Origin of the sequence: Actinacidiphila sp. bgisy167 (assembly GCF_965342175.1) — a bacterium.
GTDB lineage: Bacteria > Actinomycetota > Actinomycetes > Streptomycetales > Streptomycetaceae > Actinacidiphila.
Window position 1 is genome coordinate 18,174 of record NZ_CBDRBL010000034.1, and the last position, 22,976, is coordinate 41,149.

Consider the following 22,976-nt stretch of genomic DNA (forward strand, 5'->3'; position numbering starts at 1 on the left):
CCTCGACCGAGGCCCTGACCAACGTCACATGCCCAAGCGCCCCATGGGTTTACGCGCATAGAACGCACTTATGTCGGGTTCCCTCGTTCGGACGACGGTGGAACCTGCCCTAGACTCGGTGACGTGCCACGTGGTGACGGACGACTCAACCACGACCTGCTCCCCGGCGAGAAGGGCCCCCAGGACGCTTGCGGCGTCTTCGGTGTCTGGGCCCCCGGCGAAGAGGTCGCCAAACTCACCTATTTCGGGCTGTACGCCCTGCAGCATCGCGGACAGGAGTCCGCGGGCATCGCAGTGAGCAACGGCTCCCAGATCCTGGTCTTCAAGGACATGGGCCTGGTGTCCCAGGTCTTCGACGAGACCTCACTCGGTTCCCTCCAGGGCCACATCGCGGTCGGGCATGCCCGTTACTCGACCACCGGTGCCTCGGTCTGGGAGAACGCCCAGCCGACATTCCGCGCCACCGCCGGCGGCTCCATCGCCCTCGGCCACAACGGGAACCTGGTCAACACCGTCGAGCTGGCCGAGATGGTCGCCGCGCTGCCCCAGGGCAACGGCCGGGCGACCAAGGTCGCGGCGACCAACGACACCGACCTGGTGACGGCGCTGCTGGCCGGCCAGGTCGACGCGGACGGCAAGCCGCTGTCCGTCGAGGACGCCGCCCGGCAGGTGCTGCCCGTGGTCCAGGGCGCCTTCAGCCTGGTCTTCATGGACGAGCACACGCTCTACGCCGCCCGCGACCCGCAGGGCATCCGCCCGCTGGTGCTGGGCCGCCTCGAGCGCGGCTGGGTCGTCGCGTCGGAGACCGCCGCCCTTGACATCGTCGGCGCGAGCTTCATCCGGGAGGTCGAGCCCGGCGAGATGATCGCCATCGACGAGAACGGGCTGCGCGCCTCCCGCTTCGCCGACGCCCGACCCAAGGGCTGCGTCTTCGAGTACGTGTACCTGGCGCGCCCCGACACCGACATCGCGGGCCGCAACGTCTACCTCTCCCGGGTCGAGATGGGCCGCCGGCTGGCCAAGGAGGCCCCGGTCGACGCCGACCTGGTGATAGCGACCCCGGAGTCCGGCACGCCGGCCGCGGTCGGCTACGCCGAGGAGAGCGGCATCCCCTACGGCTCCGGCCTGGTGAAGAACTCGTATGTGGGCCGGACCTTCATCCAGCCCTCGCAGACCATCCGGCAGCTGGGCATCCGGCTGAAGCTCAACCCGCTCAAGGAGGTCATCCGGGGCAAGCGCCTGGTGGTCGTTGACGACTCGATCGTCCGCGGCAACACCCAGCGCGCGCTGGTCCGGATGCTCCGCGAGGCGGGCGCCGCGGAGGTCCACATCCGGATCTCCTCGCCGCCGATCAAGTGGCCCTGCTTCTTCGGCATCGACTTCGCCACCCGCGCCGAGCTGATCGCCAACGGCCTGTCGGTCGACGAGATCTGCAAGTCCCTGGACGCGGACTCGCTGTCGTACATCTCGATCGACGCCATGGTCGAGGCGACCACGATCGCCAAGCCCAACCTCTGCCGGGCCTGCTTCGACGGCGAGTACCCGATGGAGCTGCCGGACCCCGAGCTGCTCGGCAAGCACCTTCTGGAGACCGAGCTGGCCGGCGGCCCCGATGCGGCCGACGCGCTCCGTCGCCCGTAAGCATTCGACGCAAGGACACAACACAGGCATGTCCGAGAACACCGGTGCCAGCTACGCCGCGGCGGGAGTCGACATCGAGGCGGGCGACCGCGCGGTCGAGCTGATGAAGGAGTGGGTGAAGAAGGCCACCCGCCCCGAGGTCGTGGGCGGTCTCGGCGGGTTCGCCGGCCTCTTCGACGCCTCCGCGCTCAAGCGCTACGAGCGGCCCCTGCTGGCCTCCGCCACCGACGGCGTGGGGACCAAGGTCGACATCGCCCGCCGCATGGGCGTCTACGACACCATCGGCCACGACCTGGTCGGCATGGTCGTCGACGACCTGGTCGTGTGCGGCGCCGAGCCGCTCTTCATGACCGACTACATCTGCGTCGGCAAGGTCTTCCCGGACCGGGTCGCGGCCATCGTCAAGGGCATCGCCGAGGGGTGCGTGCTGGCCGGCTGCGCCCTGGTCGGCGGCGAGACGGCGGAGCACCCGGGCCTGCTCGGCGAGGACGAGTTCGACGTCGCAGGCGCCGGTACGGGCGTCGTCGAGGCCGACCGGCTGCTGGGCGCGGATCGCATCCGTAAGGGTGACGTGGTGATCGCCATGGCATCCTCCGGTCTTCACTCCAACGGGTACTCGCTCGTCCGGCACGTGCTGTTCGACCGGGCCGGCTGGGCGCTGGACCGGGAGGTGCCGGAGTTCGGCCGCACCCTCGGTGAGGAGCTGCTGGAGCCGACCCGGATCTACTCGCTGGACTGCCTGGCGCTGACCCGTACGACCGAGGTGCACGGCTTCTCGCACGTCACCGGTGGCGGCCTCGCCAACAACCTGGCCCGGGTCGTCCCGGACCACCTGCACGCCACGGTGGACCGCTCGACGTGGACGCCGGGTGCGGTGTTCAGCACCGTCGGCGAGCTCGGCGGCGTGGCGCGGCTGGAGCTGGAGAAGACCCTGAACATGGGCGTCGGCATGGTCGCCGTGGTCCCCCAGGAATCGGTGGACGTGGCGCTGACGACGCTGGCCGACCGCGGGCTGGAGGCCTGGGTGGCGGGCGGGATCGTGGAGCGCGGCGATCACGCCGAGGCCGTCGAGCTGACCGGGGACTACGCGGGCTGACCGGTCCGGGACAGCACAAAGCCCGGTCCGGACGGTGCCCGGACCGGGTCAGTGGTCAAGCTGGAACGGAATGTGTTGCGTCAAGCGCGACGACGCTGCGAGGAGGACTGGGACTCGTCGTCCTCGTCGTCGTCCTCGTCGTCGCCGTAGAGATCCGCGTACCGTGCGTACGGGTCGTCTTCCAGCTCGTCGTCATCGTCGTCTTCCTGTACGTCCGGATTGACCGGCAGTGTCGACGATGCGCCCAGCTCTTCGGCCAGACGTGACAGGTCCGTTCCGCCGCTGTTGTACTTCAGCTGGCGGGCGACCTTCGTCTGCTTGGCCTTGGCCCGGCCGCGCCCCATTGGCTCGACCCCCTCAACGTGGGGCTCGACGGCCCCGAGTCTTGACACGCGTTCACGATAGGGAACGGGCCCTCGGGTGAGAGTCCCGGTCCGTAGGACTTCAACGGTACCTGCTTCCGAGGCCGCACGGTACGTCGCCCGCACGACGCGCGTCGGAGCAGGGGCCCGCGATGGCCCCGTCCTGGCTGGTCAGTCGCGATTTTACCTTCTTCCGCCACGGGCTGGCTGCCGGGGCGTGGTAACGGTCGGATGTCCGGCCCGCCGCCCTCGCCGGAAAGACCGGGCGGAGCCGGCCCGACACGCGAGGACGCGGACACCGTACGTCGGGGGCGCCCCGCGGGTGTCCGGTTTGTGATGGAAGACACGCCCCTCGCCGCCATGCGACGGGGGCGCGCAGCGGGGCCGCGGCAGTGCCGAGGCCCCGCGTATCACGAACGATCGCGGACGATCGCGGGACGGTTCAGGGACGCAGCCAGCTCTCCGCGGGGGTGCGCTCCGCCATGCGCTGCTCGGCGAGGCGGTCGGCGGCGGCGGCGGGCGGGACGCCGTCGGCGGCGGCGCGCTCGAAGATCGCCAGGGTGGTGTCGAAGATCTTCGTCGCCTTGGCGCGGGCCCGCTCGAAGTCGAAGCCGTTCAGCTCGTCGGCGACCTGGATGACACCGCCCGCGTTCACGACGTAGTCGGGCGCGTACAGGATGCCGCGGTCGGCCAGGTCCTTCTCGATGCCGGGGTGCGCGAGCTGGTTGTTGGCAGCGCCGCAGACGATCGAGGCGGTGAGGGCCGGCACCGAGTCGTCGTCGAGGGCGCCTCCGAGTGCGCAGGGCGCGTACACGTCCAGCGGCGTACGCACCAGGACGTCAGCATCGGAGACGGCGGTGACCTGCGGGTGGCGGGAGGTGATCCGGTCGACGGCCTCGCCGCGAACGTCGGTGACCACGACCTCGGCGCCGTCCTGGAGCAGGTGCTCCACCAGGTGGTGGCCGACCTTGCCGACACCGGCCACGCCGACCCGGCGGCCGCGCAGCGTCGGGTCGCCCCACTTGGCCTGGGCGGAGGCGCGCATGCCCTGGAAGACGCCCCAGGCGGTCAGCACGGAGGAGTCGCCGGCGCCGCCGTTCTCGGGCGAACGGCCGGTGGTCCACCGCGGCGCGACACGGGAGACGACGTCCATGTCGGCCACATAGGTGCCGACGTCGCAGGCCGTGACGTAGCGGCCGCCGAGCGAGGCCACGAAGCGGCCGTAGGCCAGCAGCAGTTCCTCCGACTTGTCCCGGTCCGGGTCGCCGATGACGACGGCCTTGCCGCCGCCGAGATCGAGACCGGCGAGGGCGTTCTTGTAGGACATGCCGCGGGCGAGGTTGAGCGCGTCCTCGACCGCCTCCTCGTCGGAGGAGTACGTGTGGAAGCGGGTGCCGCCGAGGGCCGGGCCCAGGGCGGTGGAGTGGATCGCGATGACGGCCTTGAGGCCACTGGCGCGGTCCTGGCACAAGACGACCTGCTCATGACCGCCCTGCTCCGACCGGAACAGCGTGGAGACGATGCCGGGTGTCTGACGTACGTCGGTCACTGTGGTGACTCCCGAATGTCCAGAGGTCGCCCTCCGGGTGGGTGGGGGAGGGCCGGTTGGCAGAAGACTAGAACCACCCGGCCCGGAACATGTTCCCAGTGTCGTGGATCACTCCCCGTGCCGGAAGCGACGTGGGACGATGCCAGGGCGGATGCCGTCACGAGGGAGCGGGTGTGGGCTTGTCATCGGTGCTGGTCCCCTACGCGGCGTATCTGCGGGTGTACGAGCCGCTGGCGGCCTTTCCGGAGCCCGACCGCGGTCACTGGTACCGGTACGCCGCCCAGGGCGCGCAGAGGACCGCACAGGACGAGCTGCGGCAGTCGCTGGCCGGCCTGCTCTCGGTCCCGCCCCTCCCGGTCCCGGTCCGGGAGAGCAGCGAGGCGTTCGTCGCCGTCGTGGACGGCGTGACCCACATCTGCCCCTGGCGCACCCGTCTGCGCGGCTGGCTGGCCCTGTCCGATCTGGTCGAGGAGTACCCGGCCCCGGTGGTGGACGCGGTCCTGCCCAGGGTCACGCGCGAACAGGCGGAGGCCGACTTCGCGGCGTGGCGGGCGCAGAAGCCCGAGAACGCCGACGCCCGTCCCTGGATCCGCGGGGCGACCTGGCACGTCCCGGTGCGCTGGTTCGCGCTGTTCGACGACTCCGAGCGGGAGTACGAACCCGCGGGCGCGGGCGAGTCGAAGGAGCCTGTGATGCGGTACCGGACCCCTATGGTGCAGGCGCGACGGCGCACGGCCCGGGCGCTGCGGGTGCTCAAGGATTCACTCGAAGAGGGACCTTTGATCGAGGGCCTGGTAGATGTAGGGCGTTGGCTCGAGGAGTTCCACCCGCGCTCCCTGGTCGAACTCGACTACGGAGGGCTCGTCCACGCCATCGCGCCGGACTCCCTCTCGGGGGACCGGTCGGCCGCGGACGTGGCGGAGGCGCTGGCGGCGCTGCGGGAAGGTGACGACGCCCGGGCCGGTGAGGCGTACGAGCGGCTCACCGGCCGCTGGCGGGCCGTCAGGGAGCTCTTGTACGCCAGCTGAGGGCCCGTCGGAAGCCGGGCATGGGGAGGGACTTTGGTCCTGAGTCCGGCCGACCGGTACCTTTGGCCTAAGCGTGACCTAAAGCACGTTTAGGGGTCTTGCTCTTATCCCCGCCCCCCATGACAATATGGGACATCGGGTCCGGAAGGGCCCCTTTCCACGCGCTCTGGGTGGAATGTCCGGGGTTGTGCGCCCTTGAGGTGGGGCTGTGGCTCGTGGGTTGGCTGTGACTGATCGTCACTCAGGTGTGACTGTCCGTTATGGCCTGGTCCATCGGCTTCCGTCGAGCTTAGACACCTCAGAGGGCAAATCCATCGGTTTGGCCGACACGGCTGGACAGATGGTGTAGTTGTAGTGCCAAGGACAAGCCGTTCGTCCTATTACCGACTCGGCCCGCGTCCGCCATTTCGGGCAACGCGGGTCAAGGTGCAGAATTTAGAGGAAAGAACCGTGTTGGTTCGGTTCTCTCGAGGAGGCCGCTCATGACCGCTCGCACCCCTGATGCCGAGCCGCTGCTGACCCCCGCTGAGGTCGCCACGATGTTCCGCGTGGACCCGAAGACGGTCACGCGCTGGGCCAAGGCTGGCAAGCTCACGTCCATCCGCACGCTCGGCGGGCACCGCCGCTACCGCGAGGCGGAGGTCCGTGCACTGCTCGCGGGCATTCCGCAGCAGCGCAGCGAGGCCTGACCTGAACAAACGGACGTCCATGCGGGGCCCCCAACCCGCCGCGACGTCCGCTCCGAAGGGTCCCTGCCCCCATCAGGGAAGCCCATAGGAACATGATCGCACCGGAGTCCGCCGGCTCCGGTGCGATCTTTTTTGTGTGTGTGATGTGTCGGTCCTGTGAGTGTCGGGGATCCGGTCGTGAGTGCAATTGCACATATTAAATTGACGGCCCCACAGGAGCCCCCAAGTTCCCCCAGCAGCGGATGAGTTCATGTGACTCCTGTCACGCAGCGGTGACTTGTCGCTCTCCGTGGTCGTGCGGTAATGGGACGGCGGCGTTCGCGACACCCGTCGCGCCCTGCGCCCCGGCCCCACCGGGCGGTGCCGCGCGCGCATCGGTGACCGCAGGCCGGATGGGTGCCGGCGGCAGCCGCGGCCGCCTCACGGCCCGTGGGTGCCGGGCCCGGTTCCCCGGGCGTCGCGCTCATGTGCCAGGCGTACCACGCGCCGACGGGCGGCACCAGGGGACCCGCGTCCTCCGCGTCCTCCGCGACCGCTCCCGACTGCCGTCGCGCACGCCGGTCGTCGCCCCCGCCGGCCCTCGCGTACGCCGGCCCACCGCGCGCACGCAGCAAGAAGGCCCGCGTCCTTCGCTGGACGCGGGCCTTGCTTCATGTGCGGTCCTGACGGGATTTGAACCCGCGGCCTCCACCTTGACAGGGTGGCGAGCACTCCAAACTGCTCCACAGGACCAGGTTTCGCGGCCGTTGTTCCCTTGCCGCGATGACGACTGTACAGCAGGTCAGAGGGTGATTGCGAACCCGATCAGCCCCAGGCCTCGTCGAGGGCCTTGAAGATGCGTTTGTCCGAGACCGGGAACGCCGTCCCGAGGGCGTGCGCGAAGTAGCTGACCCGCAGTTCCTCGATCATCCAGCGGATCTCGCGCACCCGTTCGGGGACGGGCCTGCCCGCCGGCTGGGCGGTCAGCAGCTCGGCGTACTCGGCCTGGATCTCACGGACCTTCTCCATGCGCGTGGTGTCGCGCTGGACGCCCGTGGGCATCTGCTGGAGGCGCCGGTCTACGGCCACCAGGTAGCGGAGCAGGTCCGGCAGCCGGTGCACCCCCGAGGCGGTGACGAAGCCGGGCCTAACGAGGGATCCCAGCTGCTCCTTGACGTCCGCCAGGTTCGCGACCAGGGCGAGGCTCTGGGTGGCCTTCAGACGGCGCTCGCAGGCCTGCCAGGCGGCCAGCACCTGGCGCACCTGGGCGACCGTCCTGACGGTCAGCTCGACGAGGTCGGCGCGCACCGAGTCGTACAGCTTGCGGAAGGACTCCTCGTCCCACGCCGGGCCGCCGTGCTCGGTCATGAGCCGGTCGGCGGCCGCGGTGACGCAGTCGTCGAACAGGGCGGCCACCGAGCCGTGCGGGCTGCGCGACAGGGCGAGCTTGTCCTGGTTGGACAGCCGGTCCGCGGCGAACTTCGCCGGGTTGGCGGGGACGTTCAGCAGGATCAGCCGGCGGGTGCCGCGCCACATCGCCGCGGCCTGCTCGGCCTCGGTGTCGAAGAGCTGCACGCCCACGCTCTCGCCCTCGTCGACCAGCGCCGGGAAGGCCTTGACCGGCTGACCGGACCGCCGCGTCTCGAAGGTGCGGGGCAGAGCGCCCACCGTCCACTGCTTCAGCCCTGCGCGCCGCTCGATGCCGATGGAGCCCGCGGCGTCGAAGGCCTTGCTGATCGCGGCCTTGGTCTTGGGCCGGAGCCGCTGCTTGAGCGCCTCCAGGTCCTTGTCCTCGGCCAGTTTGCGGCGGCGTTCGTCGGTCACCCGGAAGGTGATCTTCAGATGCTCCGGGACCCTGGCGAGGTCGAAGTCCTCCGCGGTGACGGGTACGCCCACCATCCGCTGCAGCTCCCGCGCGAGGGTCTCGGGCAAGGGGTCCTGCACGGGGACGACGCGGTCGAGGAAGGCCTTCGCGTAGTTCGGCGCCGGGACGTAGTGGCGGCGGATCGCCTTCGGCAGCGAGCGGATGAGCTCGGTGACGACCTCCTCGCGCAGTCCCGGGATCTGCCAGTCGAAGCCGTCGGGGGTGACCTGGTTGAGCACCTGCAGCGGGATGTGGACGGTCACGCCGTCCGCGTCCGCGCCCGGCTCGAACTGGTACGTCACACGGAACTTGAGCTTCCCCTGGCGCCACGAGTCGGGGTAGTCGTCCTTGGTGACGGCCTCGGCGTTCTCGTTGATCAGCATGGAGTGCTCGAAGTTGAGCAGCTCCGGCTCCTCGCGGCGCTTGTGCTTCCACCACGAGTCGAAGTGCGCGCCCGAGACCACGTGTTCGGGGACCAGGCGGTCGTAGAAGTCGAAGAGCGTCTCGTCGTCGACGAGGATGTCGCGGCGCCGCGCCCGGTGCTCCAGCTCCTCCACCTCGGCCAGCAGCTTGCGGTTGTCGTGGAAGAACTGGTGGTGGGTGCGCCAGTCGCCCTCGACGAGCGCGTTGCGGATGAACAGCTCGCGGCTGGTCTCCGGGTCGATCTTCCCGTAGTTGACCTTGCGGTCGGCGACGACCGGCACGCCGTACAGCGTCACCTTCTCGAAGGCCATGACCGCGGCCTGGTCCTTCTCCCAGTGCGGCTCGCTGTAGGAGCGTTTCACCAGATGCTGGGCGAGCGGTTCGATCCACTCCGGCTCGATGCGCGCGTTGACCCGTGCCCACAGCCGCGAGGTCTCCACCAGCTCGGCCGACATGATCCACCGCGGTGGCTTCTTGAAGAGCGAGGAGCCGGGGAAGACCGCGAACTTGGCGCTGCGGGCGCCCAGGTACTCGTTCTTGTCGGTGTCCTTCAGGCCGATGTGCGAGAGCAGACCGGCCAGCAGCGACTGGTGCACAAGCCGGGTGTCGACCTCGTGGTCGCCCTCGGCGAGGTGGATGCCCATCGTCTTGGCGACCGTGCGCAGCTGGCTGTAGATGTCCTGCCACTCGCGGATCCGCAGGTAGTTGAGGTACTCGGTGCGGCACATCCGGCGAAAGGCGGAGGAGGAGAGCGCCTTCTGCTGCTCGCGCACGTACCGCCACAGATTGAGCAGCGCCATGAAGTCGCTGCTCTCGTCGGCGAAACGGCGGTGCTTCTCGTCGGCCTGCTGCTGCTTGTCCTGGGGGCGTTCGCGCGGGTCCTGGATGGACAGCGCGGCCGCGATGACCATCACCTCGCGGACCACGCCGTTGCGCTCCGCCTCCAGCACCATCCGGGCCAGCCGCGGGTCCACCGGCAGCTGGGACAGCTTGCGGCCGGTCTGTGTGAGCTTCTGCCCGTCGAGCGCGCCGAGCTCCTGCAGCAACTGGACGCCGTCCTTGACGTTCCGGGCGTCCGGCGGGTCGATGAAGGGGAAGCGGGAGACGTCCCCGAGGCCGGCCGCGGTCATCTGCAGGATGACGGAGGCCAGGTTGGTGCGGAGGATCTCGGCGTCGGTGAACTCCGGGCGGGACAGGAAGTCGTCCTCGGAGTACAGCCGGATGCAGATGCCGTCCGCGACGCGCCCGCAGCGGCCCTTGCGCTGGTTGGCGCTGGCCTGGCTGATCGGCTCGATGGGCAGCCGCTGCACCTTGGTGCGGTGGCTGTAGCGGGAGATGCGGGCGAAGCCCGTGTCGATCACGTACCGGATGCCGGGGACGGTGAGCGAGGTCTCCGCGACGTTGGTGGCCAGCACGATGCGGCGGCCCGTAGCCCGCTGGAACACCTTGTGCTGCTCGGCGGAGGACAGCCGCGCGTACAGCGGCAGCACCTCGGTGAAGCGCAGCTGCCGCCTGTTGAGGGCGTCAGCGGTGTCGCGGATCTCCCGTTCGCCGGAGAGGAAGACCAGGATGTCGCCCGGGCCCTCGGCCTGGAGCTCGTCGACCGCGTCGCAGATCGCGGTGATCTGGTCGCGGTCGTCGTCGGAGGCGTCCTGCGCCAGCAGCGGGCGGTACCGCACCTCGACCGGATACGTACGCCCGCTGACCTCGACGATCGGGGCGTCGCCGAAGTGCCGGGAGAAGCGCTCCGGGTCGATCGTCGCGGAGGTGATGACGACCTTGAGATCGGGGCGGCGGGGCAGCAGCTGGGCGAGGTAGCCCAGAATGAAGTCGATGTTGAGGCTGCGCTCGTGGGCCTCGTCGATGATGATCGTGTCGTACTGGCGCAGCTCCCGGTCGGTCTGGATCTCGGCCAGCAGGATGCCGTCCGTCATCAGCTTGACCAGCGTGCCGTCGCCGACCTGGTCGGTGAACCGGACCTTCCAGCCGACCGCTCCGCCCAGCGGGGTCCGCAGCTCCTCCGCCACGCGCTCGGCGACCGTGCGGGCGGCGATCCGGCGGGGCTGGGTGTGGCCGATGAGGCCCCGGACGCCGCGGCCCAGCTCCAGGCAGATCTTGGGGATCTGGGTGGTCTTGCCGGAGCCGGTCTCACCCGCGACGATCACGACCTGGTGGTCGCGGATCGCCTCGAGGATCTCGTCCTTCTTCTGGCTGACCGGCAGCTGTTCGGGGTAGCTGATCGCGGGTATGGCCGTGCGTCGCGCCTCGACCTTCAGCACGGCCGTGTCGATCTCCGCCCCGATCTCGGCCAGCACGGCCGAGCGGGCCTCGGGCTTGCGGATGCGGCGTGCGCCGTCCAGGCGACGGCCGAGGCGGTGCGCGTCGCGCAGGGTGAGCTCGGCCAGTCGCGCGGCGAGCTCGCCGAATGCGGGGGAGGGGGTCTGCGTAGACATACGCGTTCCAGCATCGCATCCGCCGCGCCCGGCGGGCGAACGCATTACGCCGAGCGCCCGCCGTCCCGCAGACCGGACCGGCCCGCTGCGCGGGGCGCGGTGATGCCGGTCACGCCGCCGGCGCCGCGGCGTGACCGCGGGCCGCGCGAGGCCAGTTGCCGCCGCCCGCGGGGCCGGCGGGTGGGACGGGTTCGCGGCCCGCCGTTCGCTGTGCCGTTCGCTGTGCCGGTCGTTGTGCCGGTCAGGGGCCGGTCAGTCAGGGTGGTGAGCAGGGCCACGGCTGCCGGCACGGGTGCTGCGCAGGCAACGCGAAACCCCCGCCGAGGATCTCGACGGGGGTTGCTGGTGGCTGGGGCCGGGGTCGAACCGGCGACCTATCGCTTTTCAGGCGATCGCTCGTACCAACTGAGCTACCCAGCCAGCGCGGTCCTGACGGGATTTGAACCCGCGGCCTCCACCTTGACAGGGTGGCGAGCACTCCAAACTGCTCCACAGGACCTTGCTTCGCGCTTTGTGCGAGAGACAGTCTCCCACACGTTTGTGCGTGCTCCCAACGGGATTCCGCCGCGCTGTGCGAGAGATGGATCGTCGGTGACGTGACTGCCGGTCGATGCTTCTCGGTGACCGGTCGGACACGCACTGGCGGGCCGATCTCGCTGGACCAGCGTATCAGACCGGGAGTGCCGCCACGTACGTGTGACCTGCGGGGCTGCGAGGCCGCGGCACTGGTCGGGGCCGGAGAACGCCCGGAAAACACAGAAGGCAGCGCTGCCGGTGAACCGACCGCACTGCCAACGCGCATGGTCTGCCGGACGAAGCAGACGTATGTGCCCCCAACGGGATTCGAACCCGTGCTACCGCCTTGAAAGGGCGGCGTCCTGGGCCACTAGACGATGAGGGCTGAATGGCCCGCCGGGCGGATCTTCGACACCGTCGGGACGCGTCAGAAGCATATGGGATGCGAGGGGGGAACGCCAAAAGGGTTCATCGACCGCTTCCCGCCGTGGCGGAGGGCCTTGCGGACGGGGTGCCGGAAGGGGAGGAGGAGGGTGCGCCGGAAGGGGAGGGGACGCGGCCCGGCTCCACCTCCTCCGGGAGGTGGCGGGAGACCTCGGCGGTGGACAGCCCGAGCCCGCCGAGGGTGATCTCGTCCCAGGCCTGGAGCGCGTGGGTGTCGCGGTCCAGATAGAGGACGGAGGCCTCCACCTTCTGCGGCGTGTCCCCCTCGACGGCGCGCAGCCCTCCGCCGCCGGTCGTGCCCTGCACCATCAGCCGGCTGCCGTTCTCGAGCACGCCGACGTCGCGGGTGTGGGTGTGGCCGGCGAGGAGCAGGGGGACGAGGCCGTCGACCTGGGCGGCGGCGATCGGGTTGTGGGCCACGGCGATGTCGACCTTGGCGCCCGAGGCGTTCTGCAGCCGGACGGCGTCGGCGAGCCGCTGCCCGGCCGCCCGCTCCGAGGGGTCGCCGACCGCCTCGACGGAGCGGTCCGGGGTGAACTGCGGGTCGCCGATGCCGGCGATGCGCAGTCCCTCGACGACCACCGACCGGCCGTCGTCGACCACGTGGGCGCCCGCACGGCTCGCGACCGCGCGCTGGCTGTCCATGGAGTCGTGGTTGCCGCGGACGAAGACATAGGGCGCGCCGAGGTCCGTGATGGGGGCGGTGAACCCGTTCTCGGCGGCGGTGCCGTGGTCCATCAGGTCGCCGGTGTCGATGATCACGTCGATCTTGTACTCGGTCACCACCGACTGGATGATCTCCCAGGCCGCCGGGTTGAGGTGGATGTCGGAGACGTGCAGCACCCGCAGCGTGGTCGGGTCCGGGGCGTAGGCGGGCAGCGTGGACGCCGCGTCGTACAGCCGGGTCATGTTCGTCACCAGGCGGGCGAGTTCCTGCTGGTAGACGTCGAAGTCGCTGACGATGCTGCGCGCGTTGCCGACGACCGAGGGTGCGCTGCTGAGCAGCCCGGAGAAGCGGGGCTCCAGGACGCTGCGCGGGTTCCAGGTGCCGAAGGCGGTGCCGGCGCAGGCCGCCAGGACCGCGAGGGACAGCCCGCCGACGGCCAGGGCGCGCTTGGGCGTGCGGTAGACGGCGAGGCCGAGGGCGGTGGCGCCGGTCAGCGCCGCCACCGAGGACTGCAGCACGAGTTCGGCCGTGCTGTGCCGCACGTCCGCCGCCACCTCGCTCTGCAGTCCGCTGATCCGCTCCGGGTGCCGTATGAGGTTCCGCGACCGCTCGGGGTCGAGGGTGTCGACGTCCACGACCAGGCGCAGCGGGCCGTCGTGGCTGTCCAGCCGGAGGGAGCCCAGCGGGGAGACGTTGACCTCGGTGTCACCGGTCCAGGACGGGTGCAGCGACATCCGGGTGTTCATCGGGCCGACCGGTTCCTCGATGCCGCCCAGTACCGCCAGGCCGAGCCAGCCGCCCACCAGCGCCACCGCGAGCAGCCCCAGCGCGCCCGGGTACGGGCTGCGGGCGGGGGAGGCGGTGAGCGCGGGGGCGGGCGCTGCGGTCGGGTGGCGGCGCCACAGGTCACGGATACGGGGCACACGAGAGCGAACGCGGACCATTGCCGACGTATGCCCCGGGCCCTCGCGAGGCATGCGCCGCCGGACGGAGTCGCCCGCGTGCCCGCGGGGGTGACCGGGGCTCAGCCCCAGCCCAGTTCGTGCAGGCGCTCGTCCTCGATGCCGAAGTGGTGCGCCACCTCGTGGACGACGGTCGTGGCGACCTCCTCCACGATCTCCTCCTTGGTGCCGCACATGCGCAGGGTCGGACCGCGGTAGATCGTGATCCGGTCCGGCAGGACGCCGGCGTACCACTCCCCGCGCTCGGTCAGCGGCGTTCCCTCGTACAGGCCCAGCAGTTCCGGATCGGAGGGGTCGGGCTCGTCCTCGACGAACACCGCCACGTTGTCCATGACGCGGGCCAGTTCCGGCGGGATCCGGTCGAGCGCGTCGCTGACCAGTTCCTCGAACGCTTCGCGTGACATCTCCAGCACACCGCCATTGTCCGGGACGGACGGCCGTTCGGGCAGGGTCCGACGCGATTCCGTGCCGGGCGTGCCGAAGGGCGGCGCGGCGGCATCCGTTCGGCGGACGTCCGCGTGGCCCTCTCGCGGCCGTCCGGCGCCGGGCGGCCATCGCGCTGCCGCGCCCGCCCCGCGTGCGGGCGTGTCCCCGGGGGCCGTGCGCCCGTTGGGCAGCACGGAACCGGTCCCGCGACGACCCCTCGCCGGCGCACCGGACCATCCGGACCTCAAGACCGACCGGACCTCCGCTGTCACCGTCCAGCCCGATCCACCAGAGGTGCCCACGTGACCCCTGCCCCCGCCCGTGCGCGTACGGCGGCCGTGCTGCTCCTGCCCGTGCTCGCCCTGGGCTCCCTGACCGGCTGCGTCAGTGTGGGCGGCGCGGGAGGCGACGCCCGGCCGAAGGAGGTCTCCTCCGGTGTCGCCGAGGCGGCAGCCGGCGGTTCCGGGGGGACCTGGCAGGAAGGCGGGGTGGTCGTGCCCGGCGGCGGTCCGGGCGGGGTGGAGGGACGGCCGGGGGCACTGCGGCCCGCCGCGGGTTCCCCCTCGGTGTCGGCGGAGGAATCGGTGCCCGGGCCGACGCAGGGTCCGGGGCGTTCCCCCGGCGTGAAGTCCCCGGTGCGCCCCTCGTCGCCGGGGCAGCCCTCGCAGTCATCGCCCCCGTCGGACCGGCCCTCGGCGACGTCCTCGCCCGGCGACAGCTCCCCGCCGCCGTCCGGGGGCGGTTCGCCCGAGCCGTCGCCGTCCAGCGCGCCCTCGGCGAACGGCGCCGCGGGGGGAGCGGGGGAGCCGGGAGCGCCGGGAGAACCGGGGGAGAGAGCGGCATGAGGGCGGTGCCAGGGCGGCGTGAGAGGACCGAATTGGCCAAAGCGGTCTCGTATGCGTATGCTGGTAGATCGTTTGATCCCTTGCCCGGCGCCGAACCCGAGACGCGCCGCGTTGGCGCGTTCCTTTTCTCCTGTGGCTGACCGCATCGAGGCGGTTGTAAGCAACCTCCGGAGCTGGCGCGTGCCGAAATCTCCGAGAGGTTTTAGCTTCAGCATGTCTATTGACACTGCCGACCGTTCCGCCATGCCCATCGACATCGACGGCGCCGACGAGGCCGTCACCGTCACCGAGGAGCAGACCGCTCCCGAGACCCCCACCGTGACCTTCGGCGACCTCGGTCTGCCCGAGTCGATCGTCCGCAAGCTGGCGCAGAACGGGGTCACCACCCCCTTCCCGATCCAGGCGGCGACGATCCCCGACGCCCTGGCGGGCAGCGACATCCTCGGTCGCGGCCGCACCGGTTCCGGCAAGACCCTCTCCTTCGGTCTGCCGCTGCTCACGTCCCTGGCCGACGGCCACACCGAGCGCAAGCGCCCGCGCGGCGTGATCCTCACCCCGACCCGCGAGCTGGCGATGCAGGTCGCGGACGCGCTGCAGCCGTACGGCGACGTGCTCGGCCTCAAGATGAAGGTCGTCTGCGGCGGCACCTCCATGCAGAACCAGATCTACGCGCTGGAGCGGGGCGTCGACATCCTCGTCGCCACCCCCGGCCGGCTGCGCGACCTGATCGAGCGCGGCGCCTGCTCGCTGGACCAGGTCCGGATCGCCGTCCTCGACGAGGCCGACCAGATGGCCGACATGGGCTTCCTGCCCGAGGTCACCGAGATCCTCGACCTGATCCCGCAGGGCGGCCAGCGGCTGCTGTTCTCCGCCACGCTGGAGAACGAGATCGACACCCTGGTCAAGCGGTACCTGAAGGACCCGATCACGCACGAGGTCGACCCCTCGGCGGGCGCGGTCACCACGATGACCCACCACGTCCTGGTCGTGAAGCCGAAGGACAAGGCCCCGGTCACGGCCGCCATCGCCGCCCGCAAGGGCCGCACCATCATCTTCGTCCGCACCCAGATGGGTGCCGACCGCGTCGCCGAGCAGCTGCGCGAGGCGGGCGTCAAGGCCGACGCCCTGCACGGTGGCATGACCCAGGGCGCCCGCACCCGCACGCTGGCGGACTTCAAGGACGGTTACGTCAACGTCCTCGTCGCCACCGACGTCGCGGCCCGCGGCATCCACGTGGACGGCATCGACCTGGTCCTCAACGTGGACCCGGCCGGCGACCACAAGGACTACCTGCACCGCTCGGGCCGCACCGCCCGGGCCGGCCAGTCCGGCACGGTCGTCTCGCTCGCCCTGCCGCACCAGCGCAAGCAGATCTTCCGTCTGATGGAGGACGCTGGCGTCGACGCCTCGCGCCACATCGTGGGCGGGGCGGGGGCGTTCGACGAGGACGTCGCCAAGATCACCGGCGCCCGGTCGCTGACCGAGGTGCAGGCGGACGCCGCGGGCAACGCGGCCCAGCAGGCCGAGCGCGAGGTCGCCGACCTCACCAAGTCCCTGGAGCGCGCGCAGCGGCGGGCTGCCGAGCTGCGCGAGGAGGCCGACCGCCTCACGGCGCGTGCCGCCCGTGAGCGCGGCGAGGACCCGGAGGCAGCCGTGGCCGCCGCCCAGGCCGAGGCCGCCGAGGCGGTCGCCGCCGCGGCGACCACCGCCGCCCCGGCCGCGGAGGCGTCCGCGCCGGAGCAGCGCGGCTTCCAGCGCCGCGACGACCGGGGCAACTACGAGCGCCGCCGTGACGACCGTCGCGACGACCGCCCGTCCTTCCGGGACCGGGACCGGGGTGAGCGCGGGTACGAGCGCCGTGACGACCGTCCGTCGTACAACCGCGACCGCCGCGACGAGCGCCCCTCGTTCAACCGCGACCGCCGTGACGACCGTCCGTCGTTCAACCGCGACCGCCGTGACGACCGTCCGTCGTACAACCGCGACCGCCGCGACGAGCGGCCCGCGTTCAACCGGGACCGTGACCGCGACCGTGGATTCGACCGCCGTGACGACCGCCGTGACGACCGTCCGGCGCGTTCGTACGACCGCCGTGACGACCGCCCGGCCCGCTCCCCCGAGTCCCGTGACCGGCACTTCGGTGGGGACCGCCCCTTCAACCGGGACCGCCGTGACGACCGTCCGTCGTACAACCGTGACCGCGACGCCAACGACCGCCGCCCGTACGGCCGTCGTGACGACCACCGCCCCGGGGGCTTCGACCGCCGTGCGGACAAGCCGCGCTGGAAGCGCAACGGCTGACCTCAGCTGAACGGCAGAGCCCGGCAGACGCCCCGTCTGCCGGGCTCTGCCGTGTCTCCGGCCGCATCGCGGCCCCTGGGCCCGCGTGGGCGGCCCTCGCGGGACGGCGAGGCGGCGTCGGCGCCGCCACGCCCGGGCGTCCGCGCCCGGCGCTCCACCGAGGCCTCGAGGGCTCCCGCGCCCGGCGCGGGCGACACCCCCAGGCGACACCATCGGGCTGCCCTCCCCGCCCCTCGCCGGGGTGGCCGCGCCGTACTGGCCCAATGCGCTCGGAGTCACGGCCGTCGTCCGGCTATGCTGCGGGGTGCGGGCCGTTAGCTCAATTGGCAGAGCAGTGGACTTTTAATCCATTGGTTGTGGGTTCGAGTCCCACACGGCCTACGGAAGAGGCCCAGGTCAGAGGACAGCTGACCTGGGCCTCAGGCGTTTCGGGATCGCTGGCTCAACCGGTGCTCGCCCGAAGTGCACGGTTCGTCAGGCGTCGCGCGGAGCGCTCCGGGGTGCCTCGCGGGACTTTTGAACGGCCGCACAGAGGGCGCCATCGGTGTGGCGCGCCCCCTCCCTGAGCACGCACGCCCCGACCTGGACCGAACGAATCAGGACGGTCCTCGGCGAAATCGAGGCGCGCCGACCCCATCCCCTCGGATAGCGTCGCCCCTCGCAGCGCGCACAGCACTGGAGCCTGCGGATGTCACAGGTCAGTGTGCGCACTTCGCTCCGTGACCGCCGCCCGCCGTGCTCACAGTGATCATCGTGTCGACGTCCGCTCAGGCCGTGCTGATCGTGCCCGGGACCGTCCCGCCGGCATCGCCCGCGGCAGTCACGGACCGACTCGACCACACGTCGGCGACCGCGACTTCGTAAGGAGCACTCACACCGTGGCCCAGCTTCGCTGTACCGGCATCACCTATGCCCACGGCGCTCTCACCGTGTTGGACGGAGCGGATCTGGCGGTCTCGGCCGGAGAACGCGTGGGGATCGTCGCCCCGAACGGAACCGGGAAATCCACCCTGCTGCGGATAGCCGCGGCTGAGCTGCTCCCCGACAGCGGCAGCGTGACCCGCGCGCCGGCCGATGCCACCGTCATCCGCCTCGACCAGGAGCGGGACATGCGCGACGGTGTGCCGCTGAGCGACTATCTCGTCCGCCGCACCGGTGTGGCGCAGGCGCAGCAGGACCTCGATGCCGCGATCCGTCTGCTCCAGCGGCAGGAGCCCGGAGCGGACGACGCCTACGCCCAGGCGTGGGACCGTTGGCTCGCCCTGGGCGGAGCCGATCTTCCCGAGCGCGCCGCCGATGTAGCGGCCGATCTGGGTGCGCGACTCGACGCCAGAGCCACCGCCGAGCTGTCCGGCGGGCAGCGGGCCCGGCTGGCGCTTGCCGCCGTACTGCTGGCTCAGCCGGACATCCTCCTGCTGGACGAGCCGACCAACGACCTGGACGACGACGGCCTGGCCCGGCTGGAGCAGCACATCAGGCACAGCCGGGCAGGCATCGCGCTGATCAGCCACGACCGGGCCTTCTTGGCGGCGACCGTGGACAAGGTCGTGGAACTGGACGAGTTCACCCGCCGCACCAGCGAGTACGGCGGCGGCTGGGACAGCTTCGTCACCGAACGCGCCGCCGCGCGCCGGCGTGCCGTCGAGGCCTACGCCGCGTACGAGGCCTCCCGGCAGCAGATGACCGGCGCCGCACGCACGCAGCGGGAGTGGGCGCGGCAGGGAGCGGCCAGAGCGGTCGATCCGCGACGTCAGCCCGACGGCGACAAATTCCGCAAGGCCTCCCGGCTCGCCGGAGCGCAGAACACCGGTGCCGCCGCCGCCAAGGCCGAACGCGCCGTGCAGCGCCTTGACGCGGCCGCCCCCGAACAGGTGAGGGAACCCTGGCGGCTGCAGTTCACGATCGCCCGGGCAGGCGCCCCTTCCGGTACCGCGCTGTCGTTGCACCAGGCGGTCGTCCACCGCGGGTCCTGCCGGCTGGGACCCGTCACCCTTGACGTCGGCTTCGGCGAGCGGCTGCGCATCGCCGGACCCAACGGCAGCGGCAAGACGACCCTGCTCGGCGCCCTGCTCGGTCGGGTTCCGCTGGTGGCGGGCACTCAGCACACCAGCACCGCCGCCCGGCTCGGCGAGATCGACCAGGCGCGAGCCGTGCTGGACTCGGAGCGGTCCTGCGCCGACATCGTCGGCGACGCAGCCGGACTGGACACCACCGAGACCCGCGCGCTGCTGGCCAAGTTCAGGCTCGGACGGGACCTGGCGCTGCGGCCGGCCGCGTCGCTGTCGCCGGGCGAACGGACCCGGGCCGGCCTCGCGCTGCTGCAGGCCCGAGGAGTCAACTGCCTCGTCCTCGACGAGCCCACCAACCACTTGGACATCGAAGCGGTGGAACAGCTGGAACAGGCCGTTGCCTCGTTCAGCAGCACGCTGCTGCTGGTCACACACGACCGGCGGCTGGCCGACGCCGTCGGTGTCGACCGTACGGTCGACACCGGTGACTACCGGCAGCTGTAGCGAGTCCCGCACGGAACAACGGAATCGCACCTGTCCAGGCGTCACCCGGACGTGGCCCTTCGGCGCTTCGGCTCAGCGGGGGAGCGCGGCCTCCTCCTCGAACCGCAGGTCGGCGATGGAGCCCAGGTCGATCCCGTAGTGGCGGTAGACCCTTGTGGTGTTCATGGAGGTGAGCTGACCGCGGTCACAGCCGAGGGCATCCGCCGCCGCCCACACCTGGGCCTCGTCGTCGGCCTCGATCTCCAGGTACGGCGGGATCAGGGGCCACTCGTCCAGCTCGAGCCGAACCGCGCCGAGGGTGAAGGAGGTGCGGCGGTTCTCCTGGTAGGCACGCGGCGTCAGGCCGGTGAGGCGCAGGAGTTCCGCGGCCTCTTCGAACGAATCGACGGTGACCTCGGTCTCGTGGGTGCCGTCGACGGCGTCCGTGCGGATCTCCTTCACGCACAGGGTGGCGCCGGTGCCGGTGTCCCGCAGGCGCACCCAGCGTCCGGGCACGGCGGGGACGGTGTCGTACACATAGCGGCGCATGAGGCGCGGCGGAGCCACCTCGGTCCCGCCTGCCGCGAGGATGAGCCGGGTGGCCTCCCCGAGGTCGATGTCGAGCAGCTTCGCCTCGTACTCGATGCCTGCCATGGGTCTCTCCGATCGATGGTCGCTGACCTCTGAACGACGGTGCCGCGTCCGCGGAACGGGGTGGCCGCTGTGTTCCGGGCGATCTGCCCTCATCCGGATCTCGCCGGCGGGCTGTCCGGCCTTCCACGGCAGGATCCCGTGCGCGGTCGTGCACGGACGGCACGCGTAACGGGCCCAGTCGGGGCCGACTCCGGTCGGGATGACGGCGACGAGCACGGCGGTCCCGCCCGCGGTCCAGTCGCGGTGCCAGGCGCACCACTGACGGGGGGCGGCGGGCGGGGGCGGGGGCTGGCACCTGCTCATGGCGCGTCGGTGATCAGGGCCCATGCCCGCTCGCCGTCGGCCGTCCAGTCGTGGCCGTAGTCGTCGGCATCCGCGAGGGCGGCCAGAAGGAACGACCGGCGGGTCTCGTCCATCACCACGGGGATGGCGACGGTCAGGCGGACACCGTCCACGTCCTCGGTGCGTTCGACTTCCGTGCCGGCGGCGGCGAAGAGCCGGGCGGCGATGCTCTCGATGCGTGGACGCATGGGTGCCTCTTGGTCATTGGTCGATTGCGGAGCGTAGTCCTAATCGCTTAGCTTGCACCTGAGCGATTAGATTTGTCAATGGAGCCGCCACCCGATCACCGCCGGAGACCCGATGCCACGCACACCGGCCTCATATCTGCCGATCGCCGAAGCCCTGCGCGCCCGGATCGCGGCGGGAGACTGGCGGATCGGCGACCGACTTCCCTCCCGTGCCCAGCTCGCCGCCGAGTACGGCGTCAGCGCCATGGTGATGCAGCGGGCGCAGGAACGGCTCATCATCGAGGGCCTCCTGGAGGGCCGAGCCGGATCCGGCACCTACGTCCGGGTCCCCCGTGAGCGCCTGCGCATGGTCCGCTCCCGCCATCGTGAACAGCGCGGCGGCAGCCCGTTCCGTGCCGACATGAAGGAGAGGGGCAAGTCCGGGACCTGGGAGTCCCACTCGCAGGCCCGTGTGCCGGCGCCGGAGGGGATCGCGCGGCGCCTTGCCGTCCAGCCCGGCGACCCGTGCGTCCACACGCGGTACGAGTTCCTTGCCGACGGCATGCCGGTGCAGCTGTCGAGCAGTTGGGAACCGATGGCCGTCACCGACGGCACTCCGATCGTGCTCCCCGAGATGGGGCCGCTCGCCGGAATGGGCGTCGTGGAGCGGATGCGCACCATCGGGGTGCGGATCGGCACCGCCGTCGAGGTCCCGCGCCCGGGCCGGGCGACGCAGGAAGAGGCCAATCTCCTCGGCATCTCCGTCGGCGACCTGCTGACGCGCATCGAGCGGACGTACTACGACACGGACTGCCGGCCGGTCGAGACCGCGGACATCACCGTGCCGGACGTGCGCTGGGAGATCGCCTACGAGATCCCGATAGAGCAGCCCGAGGCCTGATCCCTGACGCCTGCGAGCGCCCCGGCCGCCCTTGCGGGCACCGGGGCGCTCGTCGGCGTCCGGGTAGGCGTACCGGGCCGCTGCGGGCTTGCGCCGCGCCTGTGGGGCGGCGCAAGCGGCGCGAGGGTGTGCGAGGGGCGGTCGCGCCGGTTGTGCGCCCTCGCCGCGCCGCCCCTCGGCCTGCCGCCGGCCCCCGGCCGGAGTCCGTCCGGACGGGGGAGCCGAGGGATCGCGGGTAGTGGATGACGGAATGTCAGGACGTGCAGAAGTCGAGGCGTTTGAGGGCCTCGTTGATGGCCTTGCCCTGGGACTCGGGGAGTTCGTTGCCGTGGTAGGTGAAGCGTCGGGCGGCCTCCGCGTCCGCCTCGGGGCTGTTGCTGTTGATGGCGCCGCACTGGTTGCGGGCGGCCTCGATGGCCTTGTCGGGGTCCTTGGCGAAGTCGGGGTTGATGGCCTGCAGTGCCGCGATGAGCGCGGCCCGCTCGGCCCCCGTGGGGGCGTCCGGGATTCCGGCCGCGGCCAGGGCGTCGCCTTGGTCGGCCTGGTCGGCGCGGTCGGCCTGGTCGGCCGGGGACTGGGAGGCGGCGGGGGCTTCGGGCGCCGCGGCGGTGGGTTCCTTGGCGGACCCGCAGCCGCTGAGGGCCGTCCCGGCGACGGCGAGCAGCAGGGTGGCGGTGATGATGCGTGTGCGCATGCCGGGATTATGGCGGTTTATTCCCTCTCGGAGGGTGCAGGCGGTGCGTTCCGCGGCGGGAGTGACCCGGATGATGGCTGCGACACCCGCACGCCCTCCAGGGAGAAACATGCGCGCTCACCTCATCACGTCGATCCTCGCGGCCGTCCTAGTCGGCGGCCTCGCCGCGTGCAGCGGAGCCACGCAGCCGTCGGCCGCCGACAGCCCTGCCCGGACCCCGACCTCCACCGCGACGCCGACCGGGGCGAACGCCGACACGGCCGTTCCGCGAGAGAACCTGCCGATGCCCGAACTGATCGGCGGCAACGTCAGCCGTGCCGTCGAGCAGATGGGGCCGGACACGCAGGTGCGGATCTCCGACGCCGCCGGTGAGCACCGCCCGATCGAGGACCCGTCGGTCTGGAAGATCTGCACCGCGGTCAGGAACCCGGAACAGGTCGTCCTGCTCGGCGCGGTGATGACGGACGAGCGCTGCTGACCC

The 22,976-nt window shown here is 71.3% G+C and carries 17 protein-coding genes and 5 tRNA genes; 10 read left to right on the plus strand and 12 right to left on the minus strand.

All coding sequences use genetic code 11. The features are described from left to right. The first annotated feature begins 123 nt into the window (after window positions 1-123). Both purF and purM read left to right on the plus strand, forming a co-directional pair. Window positions 124-1,641: an amidophosphoribosyltransferase gene (gene purF / locus ACRWND_RS15615; RefSeq protein ID WP_431949565.1), complete on the plus strand. Its 1,518-nt coding sequence runs from the start codon at window positions 124-126 to the stop codon at window positions 1,639-1,641. A gap of 28 nt (window positions 1,642-1,669) precedes the next feature. After that, window positions 1,670-2,737: a phosphoribosylformylglycinamidine cyclo-ligase gene (gene purM, locus ACRWND_RS15620; RefSeq protein WP_431949567.1), complete on the plus strand. Its 1,068-nt coding sequence runs from the start codon at window positions 1,670-1,672 to the stop codon at window positions 2,735-2,737. Window positions 2,738-2,817: 80 nt separating this feature from the next. Here purM and ACRWND_RS15625 read toward each other — a convergent pair whose 3' ends face one another. Continuing rightward, window positions 2,818-3,129, minus strand: coding sequence for a DUF3073 domain-containing protein (locus tag ACRWND_RS15625; RefSeq protein ID WP_431949569.1), 312 nt, complete (start codon window positions 3,127-3,129; stop codon window positions 2,818-2,820). Window positions 3,130-3,541: 412 nt separating this feature from the next. Next, entirely contained in the window at window positions 3,542-4,648 is a 1,107-nt protein-coding gene (locus ACRWND_RS15630; RefSeq protein ID WP_431949571.1) for a Leu/Phe/Val dehydrogenase, read from the minus strand. 173 nt (window positions 4,649-4,821) lie between these two features. On the opposite strand from ACRWND_RS15630, the gene ACRWND_RS15635 reads away from it, so the two are divergent. Next, entirely contained in the window at window positions 4,822-5,676 is an 855-nt protein-coding gene (locus tag ACRWND_RS15635) for a hypothetical protein (RefSeq protein WP_431949573.1), read from the plus strand. A 482-nt stretch (window positions 5,677-6,158) separates the two neighbouring features. Next, window positions 6,159-6,365 carry a developmental transcriptional regulator BldC gene (gene bldC / locus ACRWND_RS15640; protein ID WP_003949541.1) on the plus strand — a complete coding sequence of 69 codons (207 nt, stop codon included), beginning with the start codon at window positions 6,159-6,161 and terminating at the stop codon, window positions 6,363-6,365. Between the two features lie 657 nt (window positions 6,366-7,022). On the opposite strand, the gene ACRWND_RS15645 is transcribed toward bldC, so the two are convergent. The 7 genes from ACRWND_RS15645 to ACRWND_RS15675 all read right to left on the minus strand — a co-directional run bounded on the left by ACRWND_RS15645 (window position 7,023) and on the right by ACRWND_RS15675 (window position 14,086). Continuing rightward, window positions 7,023-7,097: transfer RNA gene (locus ACRWND_RS15645), tRNA-Asp, on the minus strand. Window positions 7,098-7,169: 72 nt separating this feature from the next. Beyond that, complete coding sequence (gene hrpA, locus ACRWND_RS15650) at window positions 7,170-11,084, minus strand: ATP-dependent RNA helicase HrpA (RefSeq protein ID WP_431949624.1); 3,915 nt, start codon at window positions 11,082-11,084, stop codon at window positions 7,170-7,172. 343 nt (window positions 11,085-11,427) lie between these two features. Next, a tRNA-Phe gene (locus ACRWND_RS15655) sits at window positions 11,428-11,504 on the minus strand. Between the two features lie 4 nt (window positions 11,505-11,508). After that, window positions 11,509-11,583 (minus strand) — tRNA-Asp (locus tag ACRWND_RS15660). Between the two features lie 329 nt (window positions 11,584-11,912). Next, window positions 11,913-11,985: transfer RNA gene (locus ACRWND_RS15665), tRNA-Glu, on the minus strand. A gap of 83 nt (window positions 11,986-12,068) precedes the next feature. Then, window positions 12,069-13,655 carry a metallophosphoesterase family protein gene (locus tag ACRWND_RS15670; protein ID WP_431949626.1) on the minus strand — a complete coding sequence of 529 codons (1,587 nt, stop codon included), beginning with the start codon at window positions 13,653-13,655 and terminating at the stop codon, window positions 12,069-12,071. Between the two features lie 80 nt (window positions 13,656-13,735). Further along, entirely contained in the window at window positions 13,736-14,086 is a 351-nt protein-coding gene (locus ACRWND_RS15675; RefSeq protein ID WP_431949628.1) for a metallopeptidase family protein, read from the minus strand. Window positions 14,087-14,401: 315 nt separating this feature from the next. On the opposite strand from ACRWND_RS15675, the gene ACRWND_RS15680 reads away from it, so the two are divergent. The 4 genes from ACRWND_RS15680 to ACRWND_RS15695 all read left to right on the plus strand — a co-directional run bounded on the left by ACRWND_RS15680 (window position 14,402) and on the right by ACRWND_RS15695 (window position 19,758). After that, a complete protein-coding gene (locus tag ACRWND_RS15680) occupies window positions 14,402-14,944 on the plus strand; it encodes a hypothetical protein (protein WP_431949630.1) in 543 nt (180 codons plus the stop codon). A 213-nt stretch (window positions 14,945-15,157) separates the two neighbouring features. Beyond that, window positions 15,158-17,245 (plus strand): DEAD/DEAH box helicase, encoded by a 2,088-nt coding sequence (locus tag ACRWND_RS15685; RefSeq protein ID WP_431949632.1) that lies wholly within the window; start codon window positions 15,158-15,160, stop codon window positions 17,243-17,245. A gap of 308 nt (window positions 17,246-17,553) precedes the next feature. Then, window positions 17,554-17,626: transfer RNA gene (locus ACRWND_RS15690), tRNA-Lys, on the plus strand. A 497-nt stretch (window positions 17,627-18,123) separates the two neighbouring features. After that, window positions 18,124-19,758, plus strand: coding sequence for an ABC-F family ATP-binding cassette domain-containing protein (locus ACRWND_RS15695; RefSeq protein ID WP_431949634.1), 1,635 nt, complete (start codon window positions 18,124-18,126; stop codon window positions 19,756-19,758). A 72-nt stretch (window positions 19,759-19,830) separates the two neighbouring features. Here ACRWND_RS15695 and ACRWND_RS15700 read toward each other — a convergent pair whose 3' ends face one another. Both ACRWND_RS15700 and ACRWND_RS15705 read right to left on the minus strand, forming a co-directional pair. Beyond that, window positions 19,831-20,391 (minus strand): class IV adenylate cyclase, encoded by a 561-nt coding sequence (locus tag ACRWND_RS15700; RefSeq protein ID WP_431949636.1) that lies wholly within the window; start codon window positions 20,389-20,391, stop codon window positions 19,831-19,833. A 299-nt stretch (window positions 20,392-20,690) separates the two neighbouring features. Further along, a complete protein-coding gene (locus ACRWND_RS15705) occupies window positions 20,691-20,921 on the minus strand; it encodes a hypothetical protein (protein ID WP_431949638.1) in 231 nt (76 codons plus the stop codon). 112 nt (window positions 20,922-21,033) lie between these two features. Here ACRWND_RS15705 and ACRWND_RS15710 point away from each other — a divergent pair, with 112 nt between their 5' ends. Continuing rightward, entirely contained in the window at window positions 21,034-21,801 is a 768-nt protein-coding gene (locus ACRWND_RS15710; protein ID WP_431949640.1) for a GntR family transcriptional regulator, read from the plus strand. 253 nt (window positions 21,802-22,054) lie between these two features. Here the strand turns inward: ACRWND_RS15710 and ACRWND_RS15715 are convergent, their stop codons facing one another. Continuing rightward, window positions 22,055-22,495, minus strand: a complete 441-nt coding sequence (locus tag ACRWND_RS15715) for a hypothetical protein (protein ID WP_431949642.1) — start codon at window positions 22,493-22,495, stop codon at window positions 22,055-22,057. Window positions 22,496-22,604: 109 nt separating this feature from the next. On the opposite strand from ACRWND_RS15715, the gene ACRWND_RS15720 reads away from it, so the two are divergent. Next, a complete protein-coding gene (locus ACRWND_RS15720; RefSeq protein ID WP_431949644.1) occupies window positions 22,605-22,973 on the plus strand; it encodes a hypothetical protein in 369 nt (122 codons plus the stop codon). Window positions 22,974-22,976 lie beyond the last annotated feature (3 nt).

What these genes read in the sequence shown, in the direction of transcription:
- purM (WP_431949567.1), top strand. Translation starts at nt 1,670, where the DNA reads ATGTCCGAGAACACCGGTGCCAGCTACGCCGCGGCGGGAGTCGACATC.
- bldC (WP_003949541.1), top strand. Translation starts at nt 6,159, where the DNA reads ATGACCGCTCGCACCCCTGATGCCGAGCCGCTGCTGACCCCCGCTGAG.
- hrpA (WP_431949624.1), bottom strand. Translation starts at nt 11,084, where the DNA reads ATGTCTACGCAGACCCCCTCCCCCGCATTCGGCGAGCTCGCCGCGCGA.
- ACRWND_RS15670 (WP_431949626.1), bottom strand. Translation starts at nt 13,655, where the DNA reads ATGGTCCGCGTTCGCTCTCGTGTGCCCCGTATCCGTGACCTGTGGCGC.
- ACRWND_RS15685 (WP_431949632.1), top strand. Translation starts at nt 15,158, where the DNA reads ATGTCTATTGACACTGCCGACCGTTCCGCCATGCCCATCGACATCGAC.
- ACRWND_RS15700 (WP_431949636.1), bottom strand. Translation starts at nt 20,391, where the DNA reads ATGGCAGGCATCGAGTACGAGGCGAAGCTGCTCGACATCGACCTCGGG.
- ACRWND_RS15705 (WP_431949638.1), bottom strand. Translation starts at nt 20,921, where the DNA reads ATGCGTCCACGCATCGAGAGCATCGCCGCCCGGCTCTTCGCCGCCGCC.
- ACRWND_RS15710 (WP_431949640.1), top strand. Translation starts at nt 21,034, where the DNA reads ATGCCACGCACACCGGCCTCATATCTGCCGATCGCCGAAGCCCTGCGC.
- ACRWND_RS15715 (WP_431949642.1), bottom strand. Translation starts at nt 22,495, where the DNA reads ATGCGCACACGCATCATCACCGCCACCCTGCTGCTCGCCGTCGCCGGG.
- ACRWND_RS15720 (WP_431949644.1), top strand. Translation starts at nt 22,605, where the DNA reads ATGCGCGCTCACCTCATCACGTCGATCCTCGCGGCCGTCCTAGTCGGC.